The following is an 18,982-nucleotide window of genomic DNA, read 5'->3' on the forward strand; positions in this document are numbered from 1 at the left end:
AAAAGCATGTTTTTTGACTCGTAGCGATCTCGTGACGCTCAATTAACAATCTTCGATTTACAATTTACAATCAATTATCAATGAAACAATACCACGACTTGCTAAAGCATATTCTCGACAACGGCATTCGGCACGAAGACCGCACCGGCATCGGCACGATCTCGACGTTTGGTTACCAGACACGGTTTGACTTACGCTCGGGGTTTCCGATCGTGACGACCAAACGTGTGCCGTTTCGCTGGATCGCCGAGGAACTATTTTGGTTTCTAAGCGGTTCGACCGACGAGAGAGGCCTCAAAGCACGCGGCGTGGACATTTGGGCTGAGTGGGCGACAGCAGAGCAAACTGCAAGATTTGGCCGACAGACAGGCGATCTCGGCCCGGTCTATGGTTATTTGTGGCGTTCATTTGGCGGAGAGTATCCGCAGTTCAATGGCGTCGACCAGATCGCACGATTGATAAAGGAAATAGAGAAAAATCCGAATTCGCGGCGGCTGCTGGTCAGCGGTTGGGACCCGCGCGTATGTGACGACGTAGCCCTGCCGCCGTGCCATACGCTGTTTCAATTCAAGGTCGAAAATGGCACAACGCTTCATTGCCAACTCTACCAACGCAGTGCTGACGCCTTTCTCGGCGTACCGTTCAACATTAGCAGTTACGCTCTGCTTACTCACCTCGTAGCTCACGTGTGCGGACTTGAAGTCGGCGATTTCGTTCACACCTTCGGCGACCTGCACATTTACTCAAATCACTTTGAACAAGTGGACCAACTGCTCGCTCGCGAGCCTCTCGAATTGCCTCGATTGGAGATATTTGATGCTGACGGACTGAGGGGTTTGGAGGGATTGCTCAATTTCACATATGAGCATCTGAAACTAGACAACTACCGCTCGCACGGCAAGATCGCGGCCCCGGTAGCTGTCTAATCACTTCTTGACGATCGAATATTCAATTCGTCGATTCCTGAATTTGCCGTCCACGGTGTCGTTGGTAGTGATCGGTTTGGTCGCTCCATAACCACGGGTTTGGAGCGTTGCGTCAGCCACGCCAAATTTCACAAGAGCCGTCTTGACCGCATTGGCACGAGCCTCAGATAGCGTCTGATTAGGCCCTTGCTGGCCGACGTTATCCGTATGGCCGCCGACCTCGAGTACGATGCCCGGCGGCAGTTTCTTGATAAAAGTGGCACCCTTTTGCAGTGCCGCCAGACGGACCGGTGGGATATCGTACTTGCCGCTCTCAAAGTTAATGATGAGTATATTCAGTGCCTTTATCAGATCCTCAGCACTGAACGGATCGGACAAAGCGTCGAGAGCCGAGTTGTAGCATCGCTCGGCCTTATCATCCTCACCGAAGCGGATATTGCCGCAATCGTCGGTGGACTTTGCGGCGATCGCCGTGCATCCCGCATCGAGGGCGGGCTTTTTCTCGCCGTCGGTCCCGGTCACGCGGCGGACCGGACAGTCAAAGTTTGGATGAACGATCTTGATCTCGCGGTCACCGGCACGCAGGTTTTGTAGCCGCCGCGAACCCGTCTCGTCAGTAACACCGATCGGCACGCCGTCGACCTGAATGATACTTCCGATCGGAGCATTGTTGATCGTCACCTCAAAACTGGCATCGCGCGAGATCAGAAAAAAGACCACCCCGAGGACCACGATCATAAAGAAAAATATCGCGCCGAGGCCACCGGCGATCCAAGCCCAGATCGGGACACCGCCCTTTGCGTTTTCCTCTTCCTGCTGTTTGGCTGCCTGCTCGGCGGGCGTCGGTGGCAAATTCTGATATTTTGCCCGCTCGGCATCCGGCAGTTGAAAGTACGGCGTCGTCTTGTCGTAACTCTGCCCGCCGCCAAAATCATCCGGACTTGTCCCAAGGTCGGCGGCGTTGATGTTGATATTGGCGTCCGTCATTCCCCATTCGGGCGTCGACGGTGCCTTGCTGCCGGGATAAAAGGTCTTATCAAACTCTGAGCCGCTCGTATCGATCGGCCTGATATTTGTAACGGTCTTGCCCCATTCGTCGGCGGCCGGTTGATTTGGAAAATTATTGTTAGGCTGATCCCACTCGGACTTGGGTCCCGGATCATCGGGCAGACGGATATTAGGCGTCGTCTTCGAAAAGTCGTCCGGCGGAGGTGGCGGCGGAAATTTGTTATCTTCGCTCACAGAATGATAATTACCGGCCTATGGCCAAGTTTGTCTAAACAATGTGAGTTTAGCACAACCTAAATTTTAGTTGCGAATTTACTTTATGTTGGGCGGTTGGGCTTTTTTGGTACGGATCGTGACGCCCTCGTCGCCAATGAGCAATAGTGTCCGGGCATCATAGGTCGACGTATTGGCCGGAACGTATGAGAGCAGGTATCTATTGCGGCGAAGTTCGTCGCATATCGTCTTTGCCGCCGTTTGCGCATCTTCGAATGGAAACGCGCGGCCGCCGGTCGCCTCGGTCAGTTGTTGGATGATCGCGGTCGGCTTAGGTTGGTCCCGGCGATACGCTCCGCCGGTCCGATCCGGTATCTGGAGTGAATAGACGGTGATATTTTGGTTCTGAAGCTCGCCGAGTATCTTATCAAAGTCAATCTTGCTGCCGCGGTCGACGCCATCGCCGATAACCACGATGGCAGTCTTTCGCGTGCCGGGCATCAGCGGCAGCAATACCTCGTTGACCGATGCGCTCAATGCGTCAAATAGATACGGATTGCCCTTTTTGCGAAAGGTCGCAAATGACGCCTCCATCTTTTTCGAGTCGTCGGTCCACTCCTGGATGATCTCTGCCTTTTCGTCAAAGGCGATCGTAAATAGCTGGTCGCCCTCAAATATTTCGTATGCAAACTCCATTGCCGCCTTTTTGAGCGACTCGATCGATGTCGGCAGTGTTTGCGAATTATCGACAAGCAGAACGATCTTGGCAGGTGACGGGTCGTAACTAAAATTTTTGATCTTTTGTTCGATCCCGTTCTCGTATAGATAGAGATCCTCGACCTTGATCGGGTCGGATTTGCCGTCGGCTCTGACAGCGGTCACGGATAGTATCGAACCTTCGAGATCCGCTCCCTTCACATTTCGGCGTGACTGCGCCCCGGCAAACGCTATGGATAGCAGCATCAAACAAGCCATTGCGGCCAGATGTCGGAGCGGTCTTGTCATTCAGTGCCGGACTTGGCCGGCGTTTCCTTTGCGGTCGTAGTGCTTTCGGTCGTAGACTTGGATGCCGAATCTCCGGCTGAGGTTGATTCGCCCGCCGAACTTTTTGAGGACGTGTCGTTACCGATCACTTTTTTGCCGGCGTAATCAGTTACGTACCATCCCGCACCCTTAAATTGAAAACCCGAGAGCGACCATTGTTTTTCGAGCCGGCCGTGACATTTCTCACAGGTAGTTAGCGGTTCGTCCGATACATTCTGGCGCGTTTCGAAGTGTACACCGCACTGCTGGCATTTATATTCGTAAATAGGCATAGTAACCAACGATCCGTATATTATTTTCGAATCGAAATATTATTATAACCAAAATCTAAAAGCTTTCGAGCATCGAATAGTACTTGGAGGCTGAGATAACTCATTTATGAAGCACTTTTTAATAAACATTTTCGTACTCTTTGCTGTCGTATCGTTTCTGACAGTGGCGACATTTGCCCAAATGGACAAAAAGCCGGCCTTGCAGACGGTCTCGAGCGTCGATCTTAATCGATACCTAGGTAAATGGTACGAGATCGGCAAATATCCGAACCGTTTTCAAAAACAATGCGTTGCCAATACAACGGCAACTTACGCGATGAAGCCTACCGGCAAGATCGAGGTGATAAACGAGTGTCTCAAAAAAGACGTTACCGAAGACCGCGCAGTCGGTGAAGCCAAGATCGCCGATAAAAAGACCAACGCAAAGCTCAAGGTCAGATTTGCCCCGGGGGCTTTGTCATTCCTGCCCTTCGTGTGGGGAAATTATTGGATCATTGACCTCGACAAAGATTACGGTTACGTCGCGATCGGCGAGCCTAAACGCGAATACTTCTGGATCCTTGCGCGCAAGCCGATTCTAGAGGATGCCGTTTATCAAGATATTGTCCGCCGGGCGGAGTCGATGGGCTTTAACCCTGCCAAGATCGAAAAAACCCCTCAGAACGCAGAGGTCCTGAAGGGTTCGGTATTGATCAAGCAATAGGTCGGACTCGGCTACTCACTGTGTTCGGCGAGAAAACGCTCGGCGTCGATCGCGGCCATACAACCTGTTCCGGCGGCGGTTATCGCCTGTCGGTAATACGCGTCCTGGGCATCGCCGCAAGCGAATACGCCCGGGACGTTCGTTTTCATCGTCTTGCCCTCGGTGATCAGATATCCAACGTCATCCATATCGAGGACCCCAGTAAACAATTCGGTATTCGGTTTGTGGCCGATCGCTATAAAAACGCCCTCGGTCGGCAGCACGCTCTCTTCGTCCGTTTGTGAGTTATAAATCCGGACGCTCTGGACACCGGCCTCCTTTGTGCCGTTGATCTCGCGCATCTCGGTATTCCATAAGATCTCGATCTTTTCGTGGTTGAGGACGCGGTTCTGCATTATCTGCGAAGCGCGAAATTCGTGGCGGCGATGGATCAGCGTGACGCTCGACGCAAATTTTGTCAGGAAAAGAGCCTCTTCCATTGCGGTATCGCCGCCGCCGACAACGACGATCGGCTTATCTCTAAAAAAGAAACCGTCGCACGTCGCACACGCCGAAACGCCATTTCCGCCAAGGCCCTCGGGCACCGGTGCTTCGCCGGGAATGCCGAGCCATTTGGCGGATGCTCCCGTTGACACGATCAGCGTTTCGGCCTCGATGACCGAAAGGATCTCCTCACTGTCGCTGCTTTCTTTGGCGTAAAGCTTAAAAGGACGCTGGGACAGATCGACGCGATCGATCCATACGTTCTCGATCTTGGTGCCGAATCTCAGGGCCTGTTCGCGAAATTCATCCATCAGGATCGGGCCCATTATGCCTGTCGAAAAACCCGGATAATTTTCAACTTCGGTCGTTATCGTCAATTGACCGCCCGGCTGCGGGCCATCGATCACGATCGGTTCAAGCTGAGCCCTGGATGCATATATCGCCGCGGTCAGTCCGGCCGGGCCGGATCCTAGAATGACTACCTTGTGTTTTTGATGCGTTGCCGCCATATGTTTGTTCGGTTATTCGTAGTTTGTTTTTATCAGGAATTAAAACGTAGTTTGATTATACCGACCGAAGTATAACTTAGTCCAAAATCCACGCGTATACTACATAGTCTGCCGCTGTCGCGGTATTAAGATTTTGGCTAGGGGATTTTGGTTTTCGTGTTAAACTATCCACACTTTGGGTTTTGACCACAATAGAATAAGGTAATTTTCTGTCGCTATGCCGTCCCAGTATGCGGAAAAACGATTTGCACTAAGGTTGGCTCTGCGTCTGCCGATCGTCGTGTCGGGTCGCGCCGAAGATGGTGCAACGTGGAGCGAACCGACCGAAACCGACGACATTTCGACGCTCGGGGCTTTGTTTCAGCTCAATCAAACGATCCGCCAGGGCGACAGCCTCTACATCCGTTCACATCGACCCGACGGCGTTCCGGTTGAGGTCAAGGCAACTGCGGCACGCGTGCTGCCGGCTAATTATGGCACGTTGCGCATCGGCGTCGCGATCGACGAGCCCAAGGATAGTTGGCTTCGGCTCTTTGTAGCCTGGATCGCGGATGATAACGTGGTCGAGGGCATTGACGAATAATTGCCTGCTTTATAGCTCAGATCTACCATTTTTTTCAAATATGTCTAATTACGAGACCATCACCGTCGAAAAACGCGGCCCGATCGCCGTGCTTACAATTAACCGTCCGGACAAGCTCAATGCCCTTAACCGCAACGTACACAGTGAGGGCGTGGCCGCTCTCGACGACCTGCGGGCGGATGCGAGCGTGCGCGTGCTGGTGATCACCGGTTCCGGGCCAAAATCATTTATCGCCGGGGCCGACATCTCCGAATTTGAGGGACAAACGCCCGTTACTCAGCGAGACCTTTTTCACGAGCGCACGTTTTTTAACACCATCGACTCCTTTCCCAAACCGGTGATCGCGATGATCAATGGATTTTGTCTCGGCGGCGGAAACGAACTCGCACTTGCGTGTGATATCCGCATCTGTAGCGAGAATGCTCGCTTTTCGCAACCGGAGATCAATCTCGGCATTATGCCCGGCGGTGGCGGCACGCAACGCCTGACGCGACTCATCGGCGAAGGCCGGGCGATGGAACTGATCCTTTCAGGCGATATGATCGACGCCGCCACAGCCCATCGGTTCGGCCTGGTCAATCACGTATTTTCCTCCGAAGAGCTCGAGGCAAAAACAATGGAATTTGCCGGCAAGATCGCCGAAAAGGCGCCGATCGCACTGCAATTGTGCAAGGAAGCCGTAAAGTTCGCTTCGCATTCGAATCTGGACGAAGGCTTGCGACGTGAGGTCGACCTTTTTGCCATTGTATTCTCGACCGAGGATAAGCAGGAAGGCGTGTCGGCATTTCTCGAAAAGCGAAAGCCGGTTTTCAAGGGCAAGTAACACCCGAAAACTTGACGCTGTTGGTGAATTTCGGTACATTCATAGTTCGCCGAAAATTAGCTCGGCATTGAAATATCGGGGACGTAGCTCAGCTGGGAGAGCGCTGCAATGGCATTGCAGAGGTCAGGGGTTCGATCCCCCTCGTCTCCACCATCACATTTTAACGCAAAAAATACTGCCCGATTACTAACGTTTTCGGGCAGTATTTTTTTATCTATTCGCAATGAATATTGGCCGTCCGAGATGTCGAGGCAGGCAGTTCAGTCGCACCAAACTAGCTCGGCATCACCGCCGGATCGGCCGTAAAGGATCGCGGTTTGCCCGAAGTCGCGGGCTATTGCCATTGCCTCGTTTCGCTCAATATCGGCCACAAACAGCGACGCCTCGGGCGGCCAATCGCCGGATTCACTCGTGCCGTAACCGTTAAGATAGCGGTACTTTGCGGCGTTGAGCCGATCGATCAATTGGGATTGCCGTTTGAGATTTTTGCTGTCAGGTATCGGCGTGGAGTTAGGATTGTACGCCGTTAGAAATGCCCAGTTGCCGATCTGTTGTACCGCAAGATAATGGTTCAACTCGTGATTTTTACGCCCCAGACGGATCCTAAAAGAAATATCGCCGTCTTCGACAACATACACGGCCTGACGGTACAGTTCAGCGAGATCGGTCATTGTTTCACCTCTAGATTATTTCCGACGCGACCTCACGGCACGTCGGGCGTCTGGTTGGCCAAAGAAGCTCATTTCACTTACGCCACTTCCCGCCCAAATCTATTCACCGCCTCATAAACTTGCCGTTCTTCAACTCGAGATCATAGAGTTTTTTGCCGCGTTCGCTGATCTCGTATTCCCGCCCACGTTCAGTGACCTTCTGAGCATAGACCTTAACGGTTGTGCCGACTCGAGGCAGTTCGTACCAGTTATTTTTGCTAAAACCAGGGACGATCGTTGTCGATACATTGGTCCATTTGCCGGCACTGTAATTTAGGAAATAGAAATCGTTGATCATCTTGCCCGAGGTCGCAAGGCAGAAAAGATATGTGCCGTTCTAAAAAGTTATCAAACCGATCTCGAAAGGTCGTCGTTGCGGATCGGTCCGGGCCGCGGTCCCGAGCACCGCCTCCCTTTGTATTAGGTTTCCGTTTTGATCCCGACGCTTCTGCCATATATCTCCGACAGTTCTTTCAGTCGTTCTATGATCTCGCCTGATGCATAACTCCGAGCGCACCGCCATTGCCAGTTGCCCGACTCAGAAGCCGGCAAATTCATACGTGCCTCGGTGCCGAGCCCCAGTAGATCTTGCATAGGAACAATAGCGGTATCGGCCACCGATGCCCAGACAGCACGGATGAGATCCCAATGGATCTCAGTGCCGTCGCTATTGAGGTATTTGAGACAATGATCGTGCTCGTGGCTGATCTCACCCGCTTCGCGCGTCGAGCCGGAGCCAGCCTGCGAATTAAACCATCCGACCACCGTATCGTTGTCGTGTGTGCCGGTGTATGCGACGCAATTTTGGATATAGTTGTGCGGCAGATCGTGATTTTTGGCGTCGCCGCTAAATGCATACTGCAGTATCCGCATGCCGGGAAAGCCAAATCCGTCCCGCAGTTCGGTGACATCCGGCGTAATCACGCCGAGGTCTTCGGCGATCACCGGCAGATCGCCCAGTGCTTTCTGCAACGCTGCAAAAAATTCGCGGCCCGGCACATCGACCCATTGTCCATTTTCGGCCGTCTCGTCATCGCCGGGAACTTCCCACGCGGCCGCAAATCCGCGAAAATGATCGATGCGAACGATATCTACCGATCGTAGCGTCGAATATACCCTAGCGATCCACCAGCTAAATCCGTCAGCCCGCATCGCATCCCAATCGTAGATCGGATTGCCCCACAACTGACCTGTTTTTGAAAAATAATCCGGCGGTACCCCGGCGACCACCTTAGCCGTACCATCGCTGTTTAATTTGAACTTACTCCGATTGCACCAAACATCTGCCGAATCGGCGGCGACAAAGATCGGTATGTCGCCGATGATTTTAATACCGTTGTGGTTGGCGTAAGCCTTGAGGGCAAACCACTGGCGAAAGAATATAAATTGATAGAACTTTTCGGATTGGATGTGTTCAGAGAGCTTTGCAGCCGCTTCAGCCGTCGCCTGATGGTCGCGTAGCTTGAGGTCGGCCGGCCATTCGTACCAGGGTTTTTGATCCTGTGCCGCCTTGATCGAACGGTACAGTGTGTAGTCGTCGAGCCAGAATCCGGTTTCGCGGCAAAAAGTCTCAAATTCACCGAGCAACTCGGCACTCGCTACGCGACCGAATCCTTCAAACGCCTTTCGTAGCAGTAGCGTCTTCCATTCATAAACCGCACCAAAATCGACCTTGTCGACAGGGAACTCCGGCATTCCCTTAAGGTCTGCGGCCGAGATCAAGCCGTCGTCGATCAGCATTTCGGGTGAGATGATCAGCGGATTGCCGGCAAACGCCGAAAAGCTCTGGTAAGGCGAATCTCCGAAACCCGTTGGCCCAAGCGGCAAAGTCTGCCAATATAGCTGGCCGGCAGTCGCTAAAAAATCGACGAATCTATACGCCTCGGGCCCGAGGTCGCCGATGCCGTAACCACCCGGCAGCGATGTCGGATGAAGTAGTACGCCTGACGCACGCGCGAATTTGGACATATATATCTCTTACTGACTCAATATGGGGTTGATCGCCGAGATGGCCACATCACCGGGCCGCCGCCCGCCCAACCACGCCGTAAGATCGGCGGCCTGTTCATCGTTTTGCGGCTCTGTGATCGATGTGCCGTCCGCAAAATAGATGATCGTCATCACTTCGCGAGTCGTCGCGACCGATGCGTTGCGGCCCGCTGAGTGCATCGTCCAGCCAAGATGAAACGTAGCGTCACCCGCGCTCATTCGATTGGCCGTTACGATCGGAAATCCTTGCTCCGCAATGTATTTAACGGAGGCGGCATCGCTATCGTCCGAGATCGGGATGCTCCCAACCGGACCGCTTTTGTGCGAACCGGAGGCGAACGCAAGCATTCCCATCTGTGTATCTATATCGACAAGCGGCATCCACATCGTGATGGTCCGATCGGTGTTGAGCGGCCAGTAATATTGGTCCTGATGCCAGGGTGTGTGGCCGCCGAGCGGTTCCTTGAACAATGCCTGATCGTGATAAAGCCTAACCTTTTCGACACCCAAAAGCTCCGCTGCGATCCGTGCAAATCTTTTTGCAAAAACAAATCGTTTGACGGTGTCGTCCCGCTGCCAAAGATTTGTGATCTGCAGGAAAGCCTTGCCGTAAGTCCCGCGTTCATTGAGCGGACGAGTCTCCGACGAGTATTTGGCGACTGCCGCTTTGATCGCGGGCTGAAATTGTTCGATCTCGGCAACGGTCGCAACTCCGGACAGCGAAATGTGGCCGTTTGCGGCAAAAACTCGGATCTGCTCTGCATCCAAGATGTATGAGCGATGATCTGTTAGTTTCCGAGTGGTCATTTCCAATAAATTCTAATTCGCCCGCAAAATGCTTTGGTCAGCAAGCCTTATAGCCCCAGCTGCCCTCCGACCCGAGTAGAATTGGATGCTGTTGCCCTTTACGTTTTATTTGTAAAGGTTGGCTTCCAATATAATAGACAAATTATCTTGAACCAACCGAATATTTTCTGATCACCTGCCAGGTCGATCTGTCGCGATCAAACACGGTATTTAGCCCTTGTTCTTCCATTGGCGGGTCACCCATATATTCATCGCCATTACGCCAAAACGTCTGTCCGAGCCTTGGCCTTGCGGTCCCGCCAAACGCCCAGAAGTTTGCTCCGGCGATCCGGCCGTGGCCGACTTTTGCCAAAACGCGATCGAAATACGCGTCGCGGATCGTGGTTTTGGACGCCGGGTCAAAGGATTGTCCGTCGCGCGGCAACCCAAACTCTTCGATCACCAACGGTTTCGTTAAGCGTTCAGCGACCGCTGAGTTTTCGGCGATGTACTTTTCGGTTTCGCTGACTACGCCGGAATAGCCTGCTTCCATCTCGCCCGCTGTGAACCACTGCCAATTTTTTGGCCAGATGTGTATCGTCACATAATCCACGTTTTTATCCGCGTGGATAGACTCAAAAAGCTTGATGTCCTGTGTCCCGATCCAACCCTCGTGCCCGATGGTAACGAGGTGATTCGGGTCAAGTGCCTTGATCATAGCCGAGGTTTGGCTCAACCACAGCTTGTAATCTTCCTTTGCAAACGCGCGCATTGGCCGCGGTTCGTTGGCGATCTCCCACGCCATTATTGTGGGGTCGTCGATGTACGGCTTACCATTGAGTTTGTTTTTTCGCTTTATTATCAGTTCGGCCTGTTTTCGATATCCCGACTTGCACGGCTCGCAGGTGTAAAATTTTGCAACGACATCGCAAAGTTCGTCCCAGTCCGGCTTTCGCGTCAGCAGGCTTTCGGGGACGACTTTGTTCCAGATCAGATATTGCTGAAAACCGCCGCTCCATTCCCAGTTATTGCTTAGGAAGATGACCGCTTTCATTTTCCGCTTTCCCATCTCGAACAGAATCAAGTCGAGGCCGTCGAGAACAGATTCGTCAAATTTACCCTGTGTTGGCTGCAGGGACGGACCGATGCGAGCCACATCGTTGATGGGCCCCGTACCCTCGACGCCGCCCGGCAGACGCAGGTTGGTGACGCCATTCTTTTTGAGTAGATCTAGCTCCTTACGAAGCCTTTCGACACCGCGCTTTCGATCCTTTTCCAGTCCGAGCAGTCCGCCGTACCAATAGTTGGCGCCGACGAAAGTGTACTGTGATCCATCCCTGTAAAAGGCTCCACCGCGCGCACTTACAAAGCCTTGTCCCGCGATTGCCGAAGCAACCGAGGCGATCAGCGGTAAGACGGCCAAAAGGGCCAAAATGCGCTTTCTGAACATTCGGCGATTGTTAACGATCCACAAAGATCGAAGATGTCGGTATAACTCCATCGGCACCATATGTTTGGGCGGCACCGAATGGGAACGCCGAGGTCCACCAAGTTCGGTTTGATGGGCGATATACGCCGAGATCGGCGACATAATCTCCGTCATAATCGCCGACCTGGATCACATCGCCCGCCACGCCGAACCCGAAATAGGTGGGCGTTTGATCTGTGCTTTTCAGTATGTAAGCAAAATTATTGGATTCTCGAAAGACTGCAATATCCGCTTTTCCGTCACCGTCATAGTCAGCGGGAATTGGCTTATCGGTCGCGACACCCCAGACCGTCACTCCAAACTCGTTATTCGAACTTTTTAGGTAATACCAGACTCCGGTGGACGGCCGAAATACCGCTACATCGGTCTTTAGATCTCCGTCATAATCGGCGGGCGTCGGTTTGTCTCCGTCAGAGCCGAAGTGCACTGCCCAAAACTGTTGTGGACCCATCCGCCAGACGTACCAATTACCATCGGACGGACGCCAGACCGCGATGTCCGTTATCGAGTCACCGTCATAGTCGGCAGCGACGGGTTTGTCGCCGGTCAGCCCAAAGCGGAATACGAACCACACGAGGTCACTGCTGCGCCGAATATACCAATAGCCGGTACTGTTGCGGTAAACCGCACGGTCAGTGATCCCATCACCGTCAAAATCTCCCGGCGTCGGAATATCTCCGAAACTTTCTAAACCCCAATTGACCGTTTCCTCGGCGGTAGGAGGGCCTTCTTGCGTCGCGAGCGTGCGTCGCGACCAGTCGCCATTAGCCGGATTCCAGAAACTCCAGTCGGTCGAGTTCGACCGGTCATAATCGACGATCCGCGACTCGCCCGGTTGATCGCAAACCTGCTTGATAAACGAGAAACTAGTTACGTCACGAAGCATTATCCTCGAGTTAGATATGTAGCTCGTAGCCAGCATCTTATCGACCTTTCCATCGTTATCAAAGTCCGCATAGACCATCCGTTGTCCAGTGGTGATGTCGATGCGGCCGTCGTATATCTGTTGTGTAAAATTGCCCGAGCCGTCATTTATCAGAATAATTTTCTTGCTGACATATCTCGGTTGAAAGACTAGGTCGGGGGCACTGTTGCCGCCCCAATTCCCTATCGACGGATAACCGATCCACGACGGATCGGCCGTAATAATATGGTCAGCACGCGTGAACGTCGTTCCGTTGCTTGTCAGAATCCCAAATCCGAGAGCGCCAGACGTATTTGACGTCAAAATGTCTTGCTTCTCATCGACATTAAAGTCCGAAATGCCCCAGATCGCACTGCCCGCCATGAGAGCACTGATATCGGTCGTCCCCCAGGTCATATCTCCGTTATTAAGATGAAGGTGGTTGCTGTCGATGAAATCCGGTTTGCCGTCACCGTTAAATTCCCCGACTGTAGGGACGCCGCCGTGGTTCAAGACGACCACCGTGGGACCAAAAGTGCCGTCACCGTTGCCGAGATTGTATCGAAACTGTGTCCCGCCGCTATTCTGAGATAGGTAATCGCCAAAACCATCACCGTTGATGTCCGGCAGAAGCCTTGTGGTTCCCAGTGAATTTGTCGGCCCTTCGGTAAATGTTCCGTTGCCATTGTTAATATACGTCCTGAAAGATCCGGAAATACCCGAACTTCCGAGCATTATCAGCAGATCTGGCTTGCCGTCATTGTTAACATTGACGACCGAATAGTAATCGTTGAAGATCGTCGTGCCCTGAGGTTCGATCGTCGCCCACGGCGGACCAAAATTCCCGTTGCCAAGATTTGGGAGTATGAAAAATCTTGCCCGGGTAAATAAGCCGGCGGTGCCTTGCTCTGAAACGAGCAGGTCCGGAAGTCCGTCGCCTGTCATATCCGCGGCATAGTCGAGATACACCTTTGACACAGGGAACGACCACGTTGCAGCCCGTTTAAAATAAACACCGCACTGACCGAAAACTTGTACGTTGACGGCGCAAAAGAAAGTGATCAACGACAAGACCCGCAAATATCCGACCAACCCTAACTCCTTGAACATAACGCCCCCAAGAATTTATTTATCCGAAAATATATCTAATGATTCTAATATAGTTTTGGCAAAAAATGAACGGAAAGGCCCAAGCGGAGTATTCCTCCTGCATGGCTCGCGTCCTAAAACCTGCCAGCCGAATGCGACCGCAAGACGCGACGAATTACCACATTCGACTTGGATCCATCGCGGCCCAAAAGATAAAGACCGCCAGATAAAAAAGTTATCCGAAGGTCTCTACCGATTAATAAAATTGGCTCCGCAGGTAAGACTCGTGCCTTACAACCCTTCGGTTGACAGCCTAGTTCGCACTGCAACATACGATAACATCGAGTCCTAGATAATTATTTAGATAACCAGTTCGTATTGTCTAATAGGCCCACCCGCATTCAGGTGTCGTGTCGTTATGTATTTTCAACAAACCGATCTTTGTTGCGGAAAGATCGTCCTTTTCCCAATGCCGGCATAACGCGACTCGTCACCAATCGGATCCGCGAATGGATTATCTGTTTCTTTGAGAACGATAAAGCAAACGCTGCGTTATCAGGAGCTACCTAGGTAGCTCGCATGTCAACGACTTCACTTCTTGTCGTAATTTTTTCAATCAAGCTCTCGTTTATTGCGTAGCCGATGCCGGGGGCTGTCGGGGCGGTTATCGTTCCTCTACTGCTGACCTCGACCGGTGGTACGATAATATCTTCGTTCCAATATCTAGCAGACGCGGAAACGTCACCGGGCAGTGTGAAGCCGGCCAGTGTTGACATGGCAATGTTGTGTGCCCGTCCTATACCGCTTTCCAGCATTCCTCCGCACCAAACGGGGATGTTTCGTTCCGAAGCATAAGCCTGGATGGCTCGTGCCTCTGAATGACCGCCAACGCGGCCAAGCTTGATATTGATTATCCGGCACGACCCGAGTTCAAGAGCGTGTCTAGCGTCGGCCAAGCAAGTGATCGACTCGTCCAGGCAGATGCTCGTTTTTAGCTGCTGCTGAAGTTTTGCATGGTCAACAATGTCACCTGCGGCAAGCGGCTGTTCGATCATCAACAGATCGAAGTCGTCTAATTGCTTTAGGATGTCTAGATCGCGTTCGAGCCGATATGCCGAGTTTGCATCGACCGAAAGCAGGATGTCGGGAAATGCGTTTCGGATCGTCTTGACCAGCTCGATGTCTTGTCCTGGCTTGATCTTCAACTTGATCCGCTGATAACCGCTATCGACCTCCCGCGTCACTTTTTCGAGCAGAATATCGGTGGATTTTTGCAGCCCGATCGAAACGCCGCTGTTAATTTCCGTCTGCGTGCCGCCGAGATGCTTCCAGAGAGGTTGATCGGCGATCCTGGATTCCAACTCCCAAATCGCGGTTTCAACCCCCCCGATCGCCATACGATTCCCCCGAATCGGAGCTAGGGCTTTCGACACGTCCTCGGCACTATGGATATTGGCCTTCGTGAGTAGCGGTGCGATATACTTTGTAATTATCGTCCAGGCGGAATCAGTCGTTTCGTGATTGAAGAACGGCTCTTCCGGGGCGGTACATTCGCTGTAGCCGACCGCACCGTCCCGATTAAAAACGCGAAGGATCAAAATACGACGCTTAAACGCAGTTCCAAAGCTCGTCTCAAACGGAGCTTTCAGGGGTAGCTCGATCTCACGCAATTCCAGCTTCTCTAAACCTAAATTATTCATAAGTTTGATATTAGGCTTGCCAAACCTTCATTAATACGGGCAGCCTCTCTTTAAGTATTCAGACAGAATCAAATGGTCCTCAGTTTTGCCTGCTTCATTTCATCTCGTACAGTTTTGACCGTTATTTTCACTTAACTTTCGTGCCCGGACTATTGGCTCCGCCCTGATGCAGGATGAGTCCGGTCACCTTTCCCTCTTTGTCGGATGTAAAACTGATCTGCTCATCCACTTCCTTCACGATCTTGGGCGACTGCAAACCCCGACAGGATGAGCAGAAGCCCTAACGAAAATAGATTCTTCATAAATTTTTACATCTCGTCCAACTCTAAAACGTCGACGTGAAATACAATGAGTGACTGGCGAAAACAAACCAGAGAAATCCAACACAAGCCAACGCGAAAACTGTTGCCTGGAGCTTGCCCCAGATGCGGTATCGCTTGCTTATCCAGGCGTAGATCGCGTGGAAAAAGACAACCAGTGTACCGATGGTAGCGATGACGCCTATCGCCTGTGCCATCTGGAACCAAATGACCCCTGCGTCACTCAAAAAGTCTAGATTCGAGATGGCGTACATCAGAAGACTGACCATCGAGGTCAAAAAGACCAGTGCAAGTGCAAATGCAGCGCGAACTCCGACCCGTAGCCACCATTCGGTGCGTGTCAGCTCGAATGTGCCGCCGTAGTGTCGCCTAACGATCCAACCAACAAACCAAAAGACTAGAGTAAGTAGCATCACGATGAGCGAGAGCACCAGAACCGGCAGCAACACTTTGCTGTTCTGCCATAATCCCACCCTTTGAAACGTCATAAACGGATACGGGATGATCATCTGCATCCGGCCATTTTCATCTGGCTTGAATACTAGAAGGTCCTGGCCGCCGACCTCACGGAATTGCATCGGAGCTATTGCCTGCCAGCGTTTTGGTTTGCCGTTCGGTGCGAGCAAGGCATCGACTTCGATCATTCCGTCCTCGGTTGGGGCGACGGTCGATTCACTAAGGAGCGAGAATGCTTTGAAAAATGACCCTTCTGGGCGGCGGCTTGATTCGTATGTTCCGCTAACTGCCGCTATATCTTGTTTGGAGCTCTCAGAGACGGTCGCTGTTGGCGGCGAAAACGGAAAATAACGGTCGAGAAACGCTTCCCAAAGTATCGTTCGCGGCGAAACCTGTCCTCGTCCGGCGCTGTTGTAAGAGACAAAGAATCCCACGCCCGCGTCCAATACCAGATGCAGGTCGCTATGAAAGGCTCCCGTATCGCCGGCGTGTCCGACGATGCGGCGTCCATTTCGGTTCTCTTCGTAAAACCCATAGGCCATTGCGTTAGCCGCCGGATCAAGGCCAAACAGGCGGCTGTGCATAAGTTTCGCCGTTTCGGGCTTCAGGATCTGGATATCACCCAGTCGCCCTTCCTGAAGATGAGCGAGCATAAATCTCGACATATCGTCTGCCGAACTGCTTAGACTTCCCGCTGGAAATGGCGTGACGACCTCGAACGCCTCCAATGGTTTTTCGGATGCGATCGTGTAACCCAGTGACATTTTGCTAGCAAGCTCAGGCGACAGCGGTTGGGCGAACGTCGAATGGCTCATATTGAGCGGCTTAAAAATATGTTCGGTCACATACGTATTGAACGGCTCGCTGGAAACGCGTTCGACAATATAACCGGCGAGTGAAGCACCGTAATTCGAATACGCCGGAACTGTTCCGGGAGGAAAAATTCGCCGCGGAATATGGGTCTTTAGGTACTGGCCAAGATCGGGGCTGTCCTGCTTGAACGTAATGAGGTCTTTTATCGACTCTTCGAAGCCCGGCGTATGCGTCAAGAGATTCTTTAACGTGATCGGTTTTCCAAAGGCTTCCGGGATCTTATAGTCGATATATTCATTTACATCGCGATCGAGATCAAGTTTTCCTTGCTCGACTAACTGCATAACCGCAGTCCACGTAAACAGCTTTGAGATAGAACCGGGCCGAAAAAGCGTTTCGTTGGCAACGACAGGTTTTTTATTGGCGACATCGGCGTAACCATAGCCTTTTGCAAACAGAACTTTTCCATCTTTGACGATGGCGACCGTCGCTCCGGCAACGTCGTCGCGGGTAAGCTGCTGCGGCACGATGCCGTCGAGAAACGCCTCGACGTCTGCCGCCGTCAATTCAGCACGGCCCGTTTGCCACGTGTCGGCGACCGGTTGGGCGGTTTCCGGCTTTGTCGATAGATTCGGTGCGTTCGGAGACTGCCCCAGCGCGAACGGGGGAAAGGTCATCCACAATATCAACAAAGCCGCTATGATTCTCATTATTTTTCTCCAATGTTTTGCGGAGTGTGGTTTACCGCCCATTCGACTAACTTCTTATTTGATCTTCTTGGCCGGCGTACTTCCCCCACCCTGTTTTAGGGTGAATCCATCGATCTGCCCTTTATCGTTCTTAGTGAAGACGAACTGGGCATTTACATCTTTGGAATAAAGCACGGTCTCAGATTCCGGTAAAAGTGCAAATTTTGACTGGCCGCCGAGTTGGCCCATCAGCTTGCCGTCGTCGAGCGTGATCGAGACCACCATATTTGGACCTATCTGATACTCTCCGACGTAGCTTTCCAGCTTCTTCGCATCGAGAGAGATGAATTTCCGCTCTTTCGGTATCTCATAAGGAGCTCCGAAGACGATCGCGGCCAGATTGCTGCTGATCTGCCCCGAGGGTGAAGACTGAATATTGCTCAGCACGACGACCGTCACCTTATCGTCCGGATAGCGTGATATATCAGTAGCAAAGCCGTAAATGCCGCCACCGTGAGAGACCGACTTATGGCCAAACCTCTTGCCGATGCTCCAGCCATAGCCGTAGCCGGCGTCACCCTTTTCCGGAGCAGTTATTTCATCTATCGACTTTTTCGAAACGAGCTTTTCTGTATAAAGAGCCTGATCCCAGATAAGTAGATCGCCGGTCGTAGAGGCGAGCGAACCAGCCGCATACGGGACGGACATATCAGTGTACGAGGAGTTAATGATCTTCCCGGCCTGCTTCTGATAACCGGCGGAGCGCTTCATAATTATTAATTGCGGGTCGTCGTAGTAGGTTTGTTTCATTCCGAGCGGCGTAAAGATATTTTCCTGAAGAAAATCCGCGTAAGTCTTGCCAGACACCTTCTCGATGATCACGCCAAGCAGGTAATAGCCGGAATTGCTGTAGGACATCTTTGCACCCGGCTCGAAATCGAGTGGCGGCTTTTTTAATTTTTCAACCATTTCCGCAGTCGTCGTCGGCATAACGGTCGTCCGGGCAAAGTCGGGAAATGCGGTATAGTTTGTTACGCCTGACGTGTGTCTCAGGAGTTGGTTGATCGTGATCGGTTTCCAAGCGTCGGGGCAATCCGAAATGTATTTGCACATCAGGTCGCTGACCTTCAACTTGCTTCGTTCCTGCAACATAGCAATTGCCATCCCCGTAAACTGTTTTGTCACCGAACCGAGGCGAAATACATTATCCGGCGCATTTGGTACATTCAGTTCGATATTGGCCATGCCATAGCCTTTGCTCACGATAGGCTTGCCGTCACGAGCAACGAGGATGGTGCCGCTAAATCCGTCAACACGCAGCACGGCATCCATATACTCGTCGACCTTGCGATCTATGTCGGCGTTCGACGGCGGACTCTGGGCCGAAACGAGTGAGATAAATGCCAAAAATAGAGCAAAAAGAATTGGCAAGCGATTAACAACCTTAATTTTTCTAATCATTTTAATTTCCTT

The 18,982-nt window shown here is 52.1% G+C and carries 17 protein-coding genes and 1 tRNA gene; 5 read left to right on the forward strand and 13 right to left on the reverse strand.

All coding sequences use genetic code 11. The features are described 5' to 3' along the window. Positions 1-80 precede the first annotated feature (80 nt). On the forward strand, positions 81-926 hold the full coding sequence (gene thyA, locus IPQ00_13085; GenBank protein ID MBL0241495.1) for a thymidylate synthase: 846 nt from the start codon (positions 81-83) through the stop codon (positions 924-926). Here the strand turns inward: thyA and IPQ00_13090 are convergent, their stop codons facing one another. From IPQ00_13090 to IPQ00_13100, 3 genes are all read right to left on the reverse strand, one after another. Then, a complete protein-coding gene (locus IPQ00_13090) occupies positions 927-2,168 on the reverse strand; it encodes an OmpA family protein (protein MBL0241496.1) in 1,242 nt (413 codons plus the stop codon). A gap of 78 nt (positions 2,169-2,246) precedes the next feature. After that, a complete protein-coding gene (locus tag IPQ00_13095) occupies positions 2,247-3,152 on the reverse strand; it encodes a VWA domain-containing protein (protein ID MBL0241497.1) in 906 nt (301 codons plus the stop codon). Further along, positions 3,149-3,463 (reverse strand): hypothetical protein, encoded by a 315-nt coding sequence (locus IPQ00_13100; protein ID MBL0241498.1) that lies wholly within the window; start codon positions 3,461-3,463, stop codon positions 3,149-3,151. The genes IPQ00_13095 and IPQ00_13100 overlap by 4 nt, the downstream gene beginning before the upstream one ends. A 181-nt stretch (positions 3,464-3,644) precedes the next feature. Here IPQ00_13100 and IPQ00_13105 point away from each other — a divergent pair, with 181 nt between their 5' ends. Further along, entirely contained in the window at positions 3,645-4,166 is a 522-nt protein-coding gene (locus IPQ00_13105; protein MBL0241499.1) for a lipocalin family protein, read from the forward strand. 11 nt (positions 4,167-4,177) lie between these two features. On the opposite strand, the gene trxB is transcribed toward IPQ00_13105, so the two are convergent. Then, complete coding sequence (gene trxB, locus IPQ00_13110) at positions 4,178-5,158, reverse strand: thioredoxin-disulfide reductase (GenBank protein ID MBL0241500.1); 981 nt, start codon at positions 5,156-5,158, stop codon at positions 4,178-4,180. A 217-nt stretch (positions 5,159-5,375) separates the two neighbouring features. Here trxB and IPQ00_13115 point away from each other — a divergent pair, with 217 nt between their 5' ends. The 3 genes from IPQ00_13115 to IPQ00_13125 all read left to right on the forward strand — a co-directional run bounded on the left by IPQ00_13115 (position 5,376) and on the right by IPQ00_13125 (position 6,717). Continuing rightward, positions 5,376-5,741, forward strand: coding sequence for a PilZ domain-containing protein (locus IPQ00_13115; protein ID MBL0241501.1), 366 nt, complete (start codon positions 5,376-5,378; stop codon positions 5,739-5,741). A gap of 40 nt (positions 5,742-5,781) precedes the next feature. After that, positions 5,782-6,564 (forward strand): enoyl-CoA hydratase/isomerase family protein, encoded by a 783-nt coding sequence (locus tag IPQ00_13120; protein MBL0241502.1) that lies wholly within the window; start codon positions 5,782-5,784, stop codon positions 6,562-6,564. 77 nt (positions 6,565-6,641) lie between these two features. Then, positions 6,642-6,717, forward strand: a tRNA-Ala gene (locus IPQ00_13125). Between the two features lie 107 nt (positions 6,718-6,824). Here IPQ00_13125 and IPQ00_13130 read toward each other — a convergent pair. The 9 genes from IPQ00_13130 to IPQ00_13170 form a co-directional block, all read right to left on the reverse strand. Then, positions 6,825-7,235, reverse strand: a complete 411-nt coding sequence (locus tag IPQ00_13130) for a DUF3293 domain-containing protein (protein ID MBL0241503.1) — start codon at positions 7,233-7,235, stop codon at positions 6,825-6,827. Positions 7,236-7,338: 103 nt separating this feature from the next. Then, positions 7,339-7,572 carry a hypothetical protein gene (locus IPQ00_13135; GenBank protein MBL0241504.1) on the reverse strand — a complete coding sequence of 78 codons (234 nt, stop codon included), beginning with the start codon at positions 7,570-7,572 and terminating at the stop codon, positions 7,339-7,341. 122 nt (positions 7,573-7,694) lie between these two features. Beyond that, entirely contained in the window at positions 7,695-9,242 is a 1,548-nt protein-coding gene (malQ, locus tag IPQ00_13140) for a 4-alpha-glucanotransferase (protein MBL0241505.1), read from the reverse strand. Between the two features lie 9 nt (positions 9,243-9,251). After that, positions 9,252-10,070, reverse strand: a complete 819-nt coding sequence (locus IPQ00_13145) for a phytanoyl-CoA dioxygenase family protein (protein MBL0241506.1) — start codon at positions 10,068-10,070, stop codon at positions 9,252-9,254. A 142-nt stretch (positions 10,071-10,212) separates the two neighbouring features. Beyond that, positions 10,213-11,523 carry a cellulase family glycosylhydrolase gene (locus tag IPQ00_13150; protein MBL0241507.1) on the reverse strand — a complete coding sequence of 437 codons (1,311 nt, stop codon included), beginning with the start codon at positions 11,521-11,523 and terminating at the stop codon, positions 10,213-10,215. After that, positions 11,510-13,420 carry a VCBS repeat-containing protein gene (locus tag IPQ00_13155; GenBank protein ID MBL0241508.1) on the reverse strand — a complete coding sequence of 637 codons (1,911 nt, stop codon included), beginning with the start codon at positions 13,418-13,420 and terminating at the stop codon, positions 11,510-11,512. Before IPQ00_13155 ends, IPQ00_13150 begins: the two co-directional genes overlap by 14 nt. Positions 13,421-14,097: 677 nt before the next feature. Then, entirely contained in the window at positions 14,098-15,231 is a 1,134-nt protein-coding gene (gene menC, locus IPQ00_13160) for an o-succinylbenzoate synthase (protein MBL0241509.1), read from the reverse strand. A gap of 325 nt (positions 15,232-15,556) precedes the next feature. Further along, positions 15,557-17,530: a beta-lactamase family protein gene (locus IPQ00_13165; protein ID MBL0241510.1), complete on the reverse strand. Its 1,974-nt coding sequence runs from the start codon at positions 17,528-17,530 to the stop codon at positions 15,557-15,559. A gap of 54 nt (positions 17,531-17,584) precedes the next feature. Then, positions 17,585-18,970, reverse strand: coding sequence for a serine hydrolase (locus IPQ00_13170; GenBank protein MBL0241511.1), 1,386 nt, complete (start codon positions 18,968-18,970; stop codon positions 17,585-17,587). Positions 18,971-18,982 lie beyond the last annotated feature (12 nt).

The sequence above is a fragment of the Chloracidobacterium sp. genome, assembly GCA_016720705.1.
GTDB lineage: Bacteria > Acidobacteriota > Blastocatellia > Pyrinomonadales > Pyrinomonadaceae > OLB17.

Bases quoted from the DNA above. Each gene is read 5' to 3' on its own strand.
- thyA (MBL0241495.1), top strand. From the start codon at position 81: ATGAAACAATACCACGACTTGCTAAAGCATATTCTCGACAACGGCATT.
- IPQ00_13095 (MBL0241497.1), bottom strand. From the start codon at position 3,152: ATGACAAGACCGCTCCGACATCTGGCCGCAATGGCTTGTTTGATGCTG.
- IPQ00_13100 (MBL0241498.1), bottom strand. From the start codon at position 3,463: ATGCCTATTTACGAATATAAATGCCAGCAGTGCGGTGTACACTTCGAA.
- IPQ00_13105 (MBL0241499.1), top strand. From the start codon at position 3,645: ATGGACAAAAAGCCGGCCTTGCAGACGGTCTCGAGCGTCGATCTTAAT.
- trxB (MBL0241500.1), bottom strand. From the start codon at position 5,158: ATGGCGGCAACGCATCAAAAACACAAGGTAGTCATTCTAGGATCCGGC.
- IPQ00_13115 (MBL0241501.1), top strand. From the start codon at position 5,376: ATGCCGTCCCAGTATGCGGAAAAACGATTTGCACTAAGGTTGGCTCTG.
- IPQ00_13120 (MBL0241502.1), top strand. From the start codon at position 5,782: ATGTCTAATTACGAGACCATCACCGTCGAAAAACGCGGCCCGATCGCC.
- IPQ00_13130 (MBL0241503.1), bottom strand. From the start codon at position 7,235: ATGACCGATCTCGCTGAACTGTACCGTCAGGCCGTGTATGTTGTCGAA.
- IPQ00_13135 (MBL0241504.1), bottom strand. From the start codon at position 7,572: ATGATCAACGATTTCTATTTCCTAAATTACAGTGCCGGCAAATGGACC.
- malQ (MBL0241505.1), bottom strand. From the start codon at position 9,242: ATGTCCAAATTCGCGCGTGCGTCAGGCGTACTACTTCATCCGACATCG.
- IPQ00_13145 (MBL0241506.1), bottom strand. From the start codon at position 10,070: ATGACCACTCGGAAACTAACAGATCATCGCTCATACATCTTGGATGCA.
- menC (MBL0241509.1), bottom strand. From the start codon at position 15,231: ATGAATAATTTAGGTTTAGAGAAGCTGGAATTGCGTGAGATCGAGCTA.
- IPQ00_13165 (MBL0241510.1), bottom strand. From the start codon at position 17,530: ATGAGAATCATAGCGGCTTTGTTGATATTGTGGATGACCTTTCCCCCG.
- IPQ00_13170 (MBL0241511.1), bottom strand. From the start codon at position 18,970: ATGATTAGAAAAATTAAGGTTGTTAATCGCTTGCCAATTCTTTTTGCT.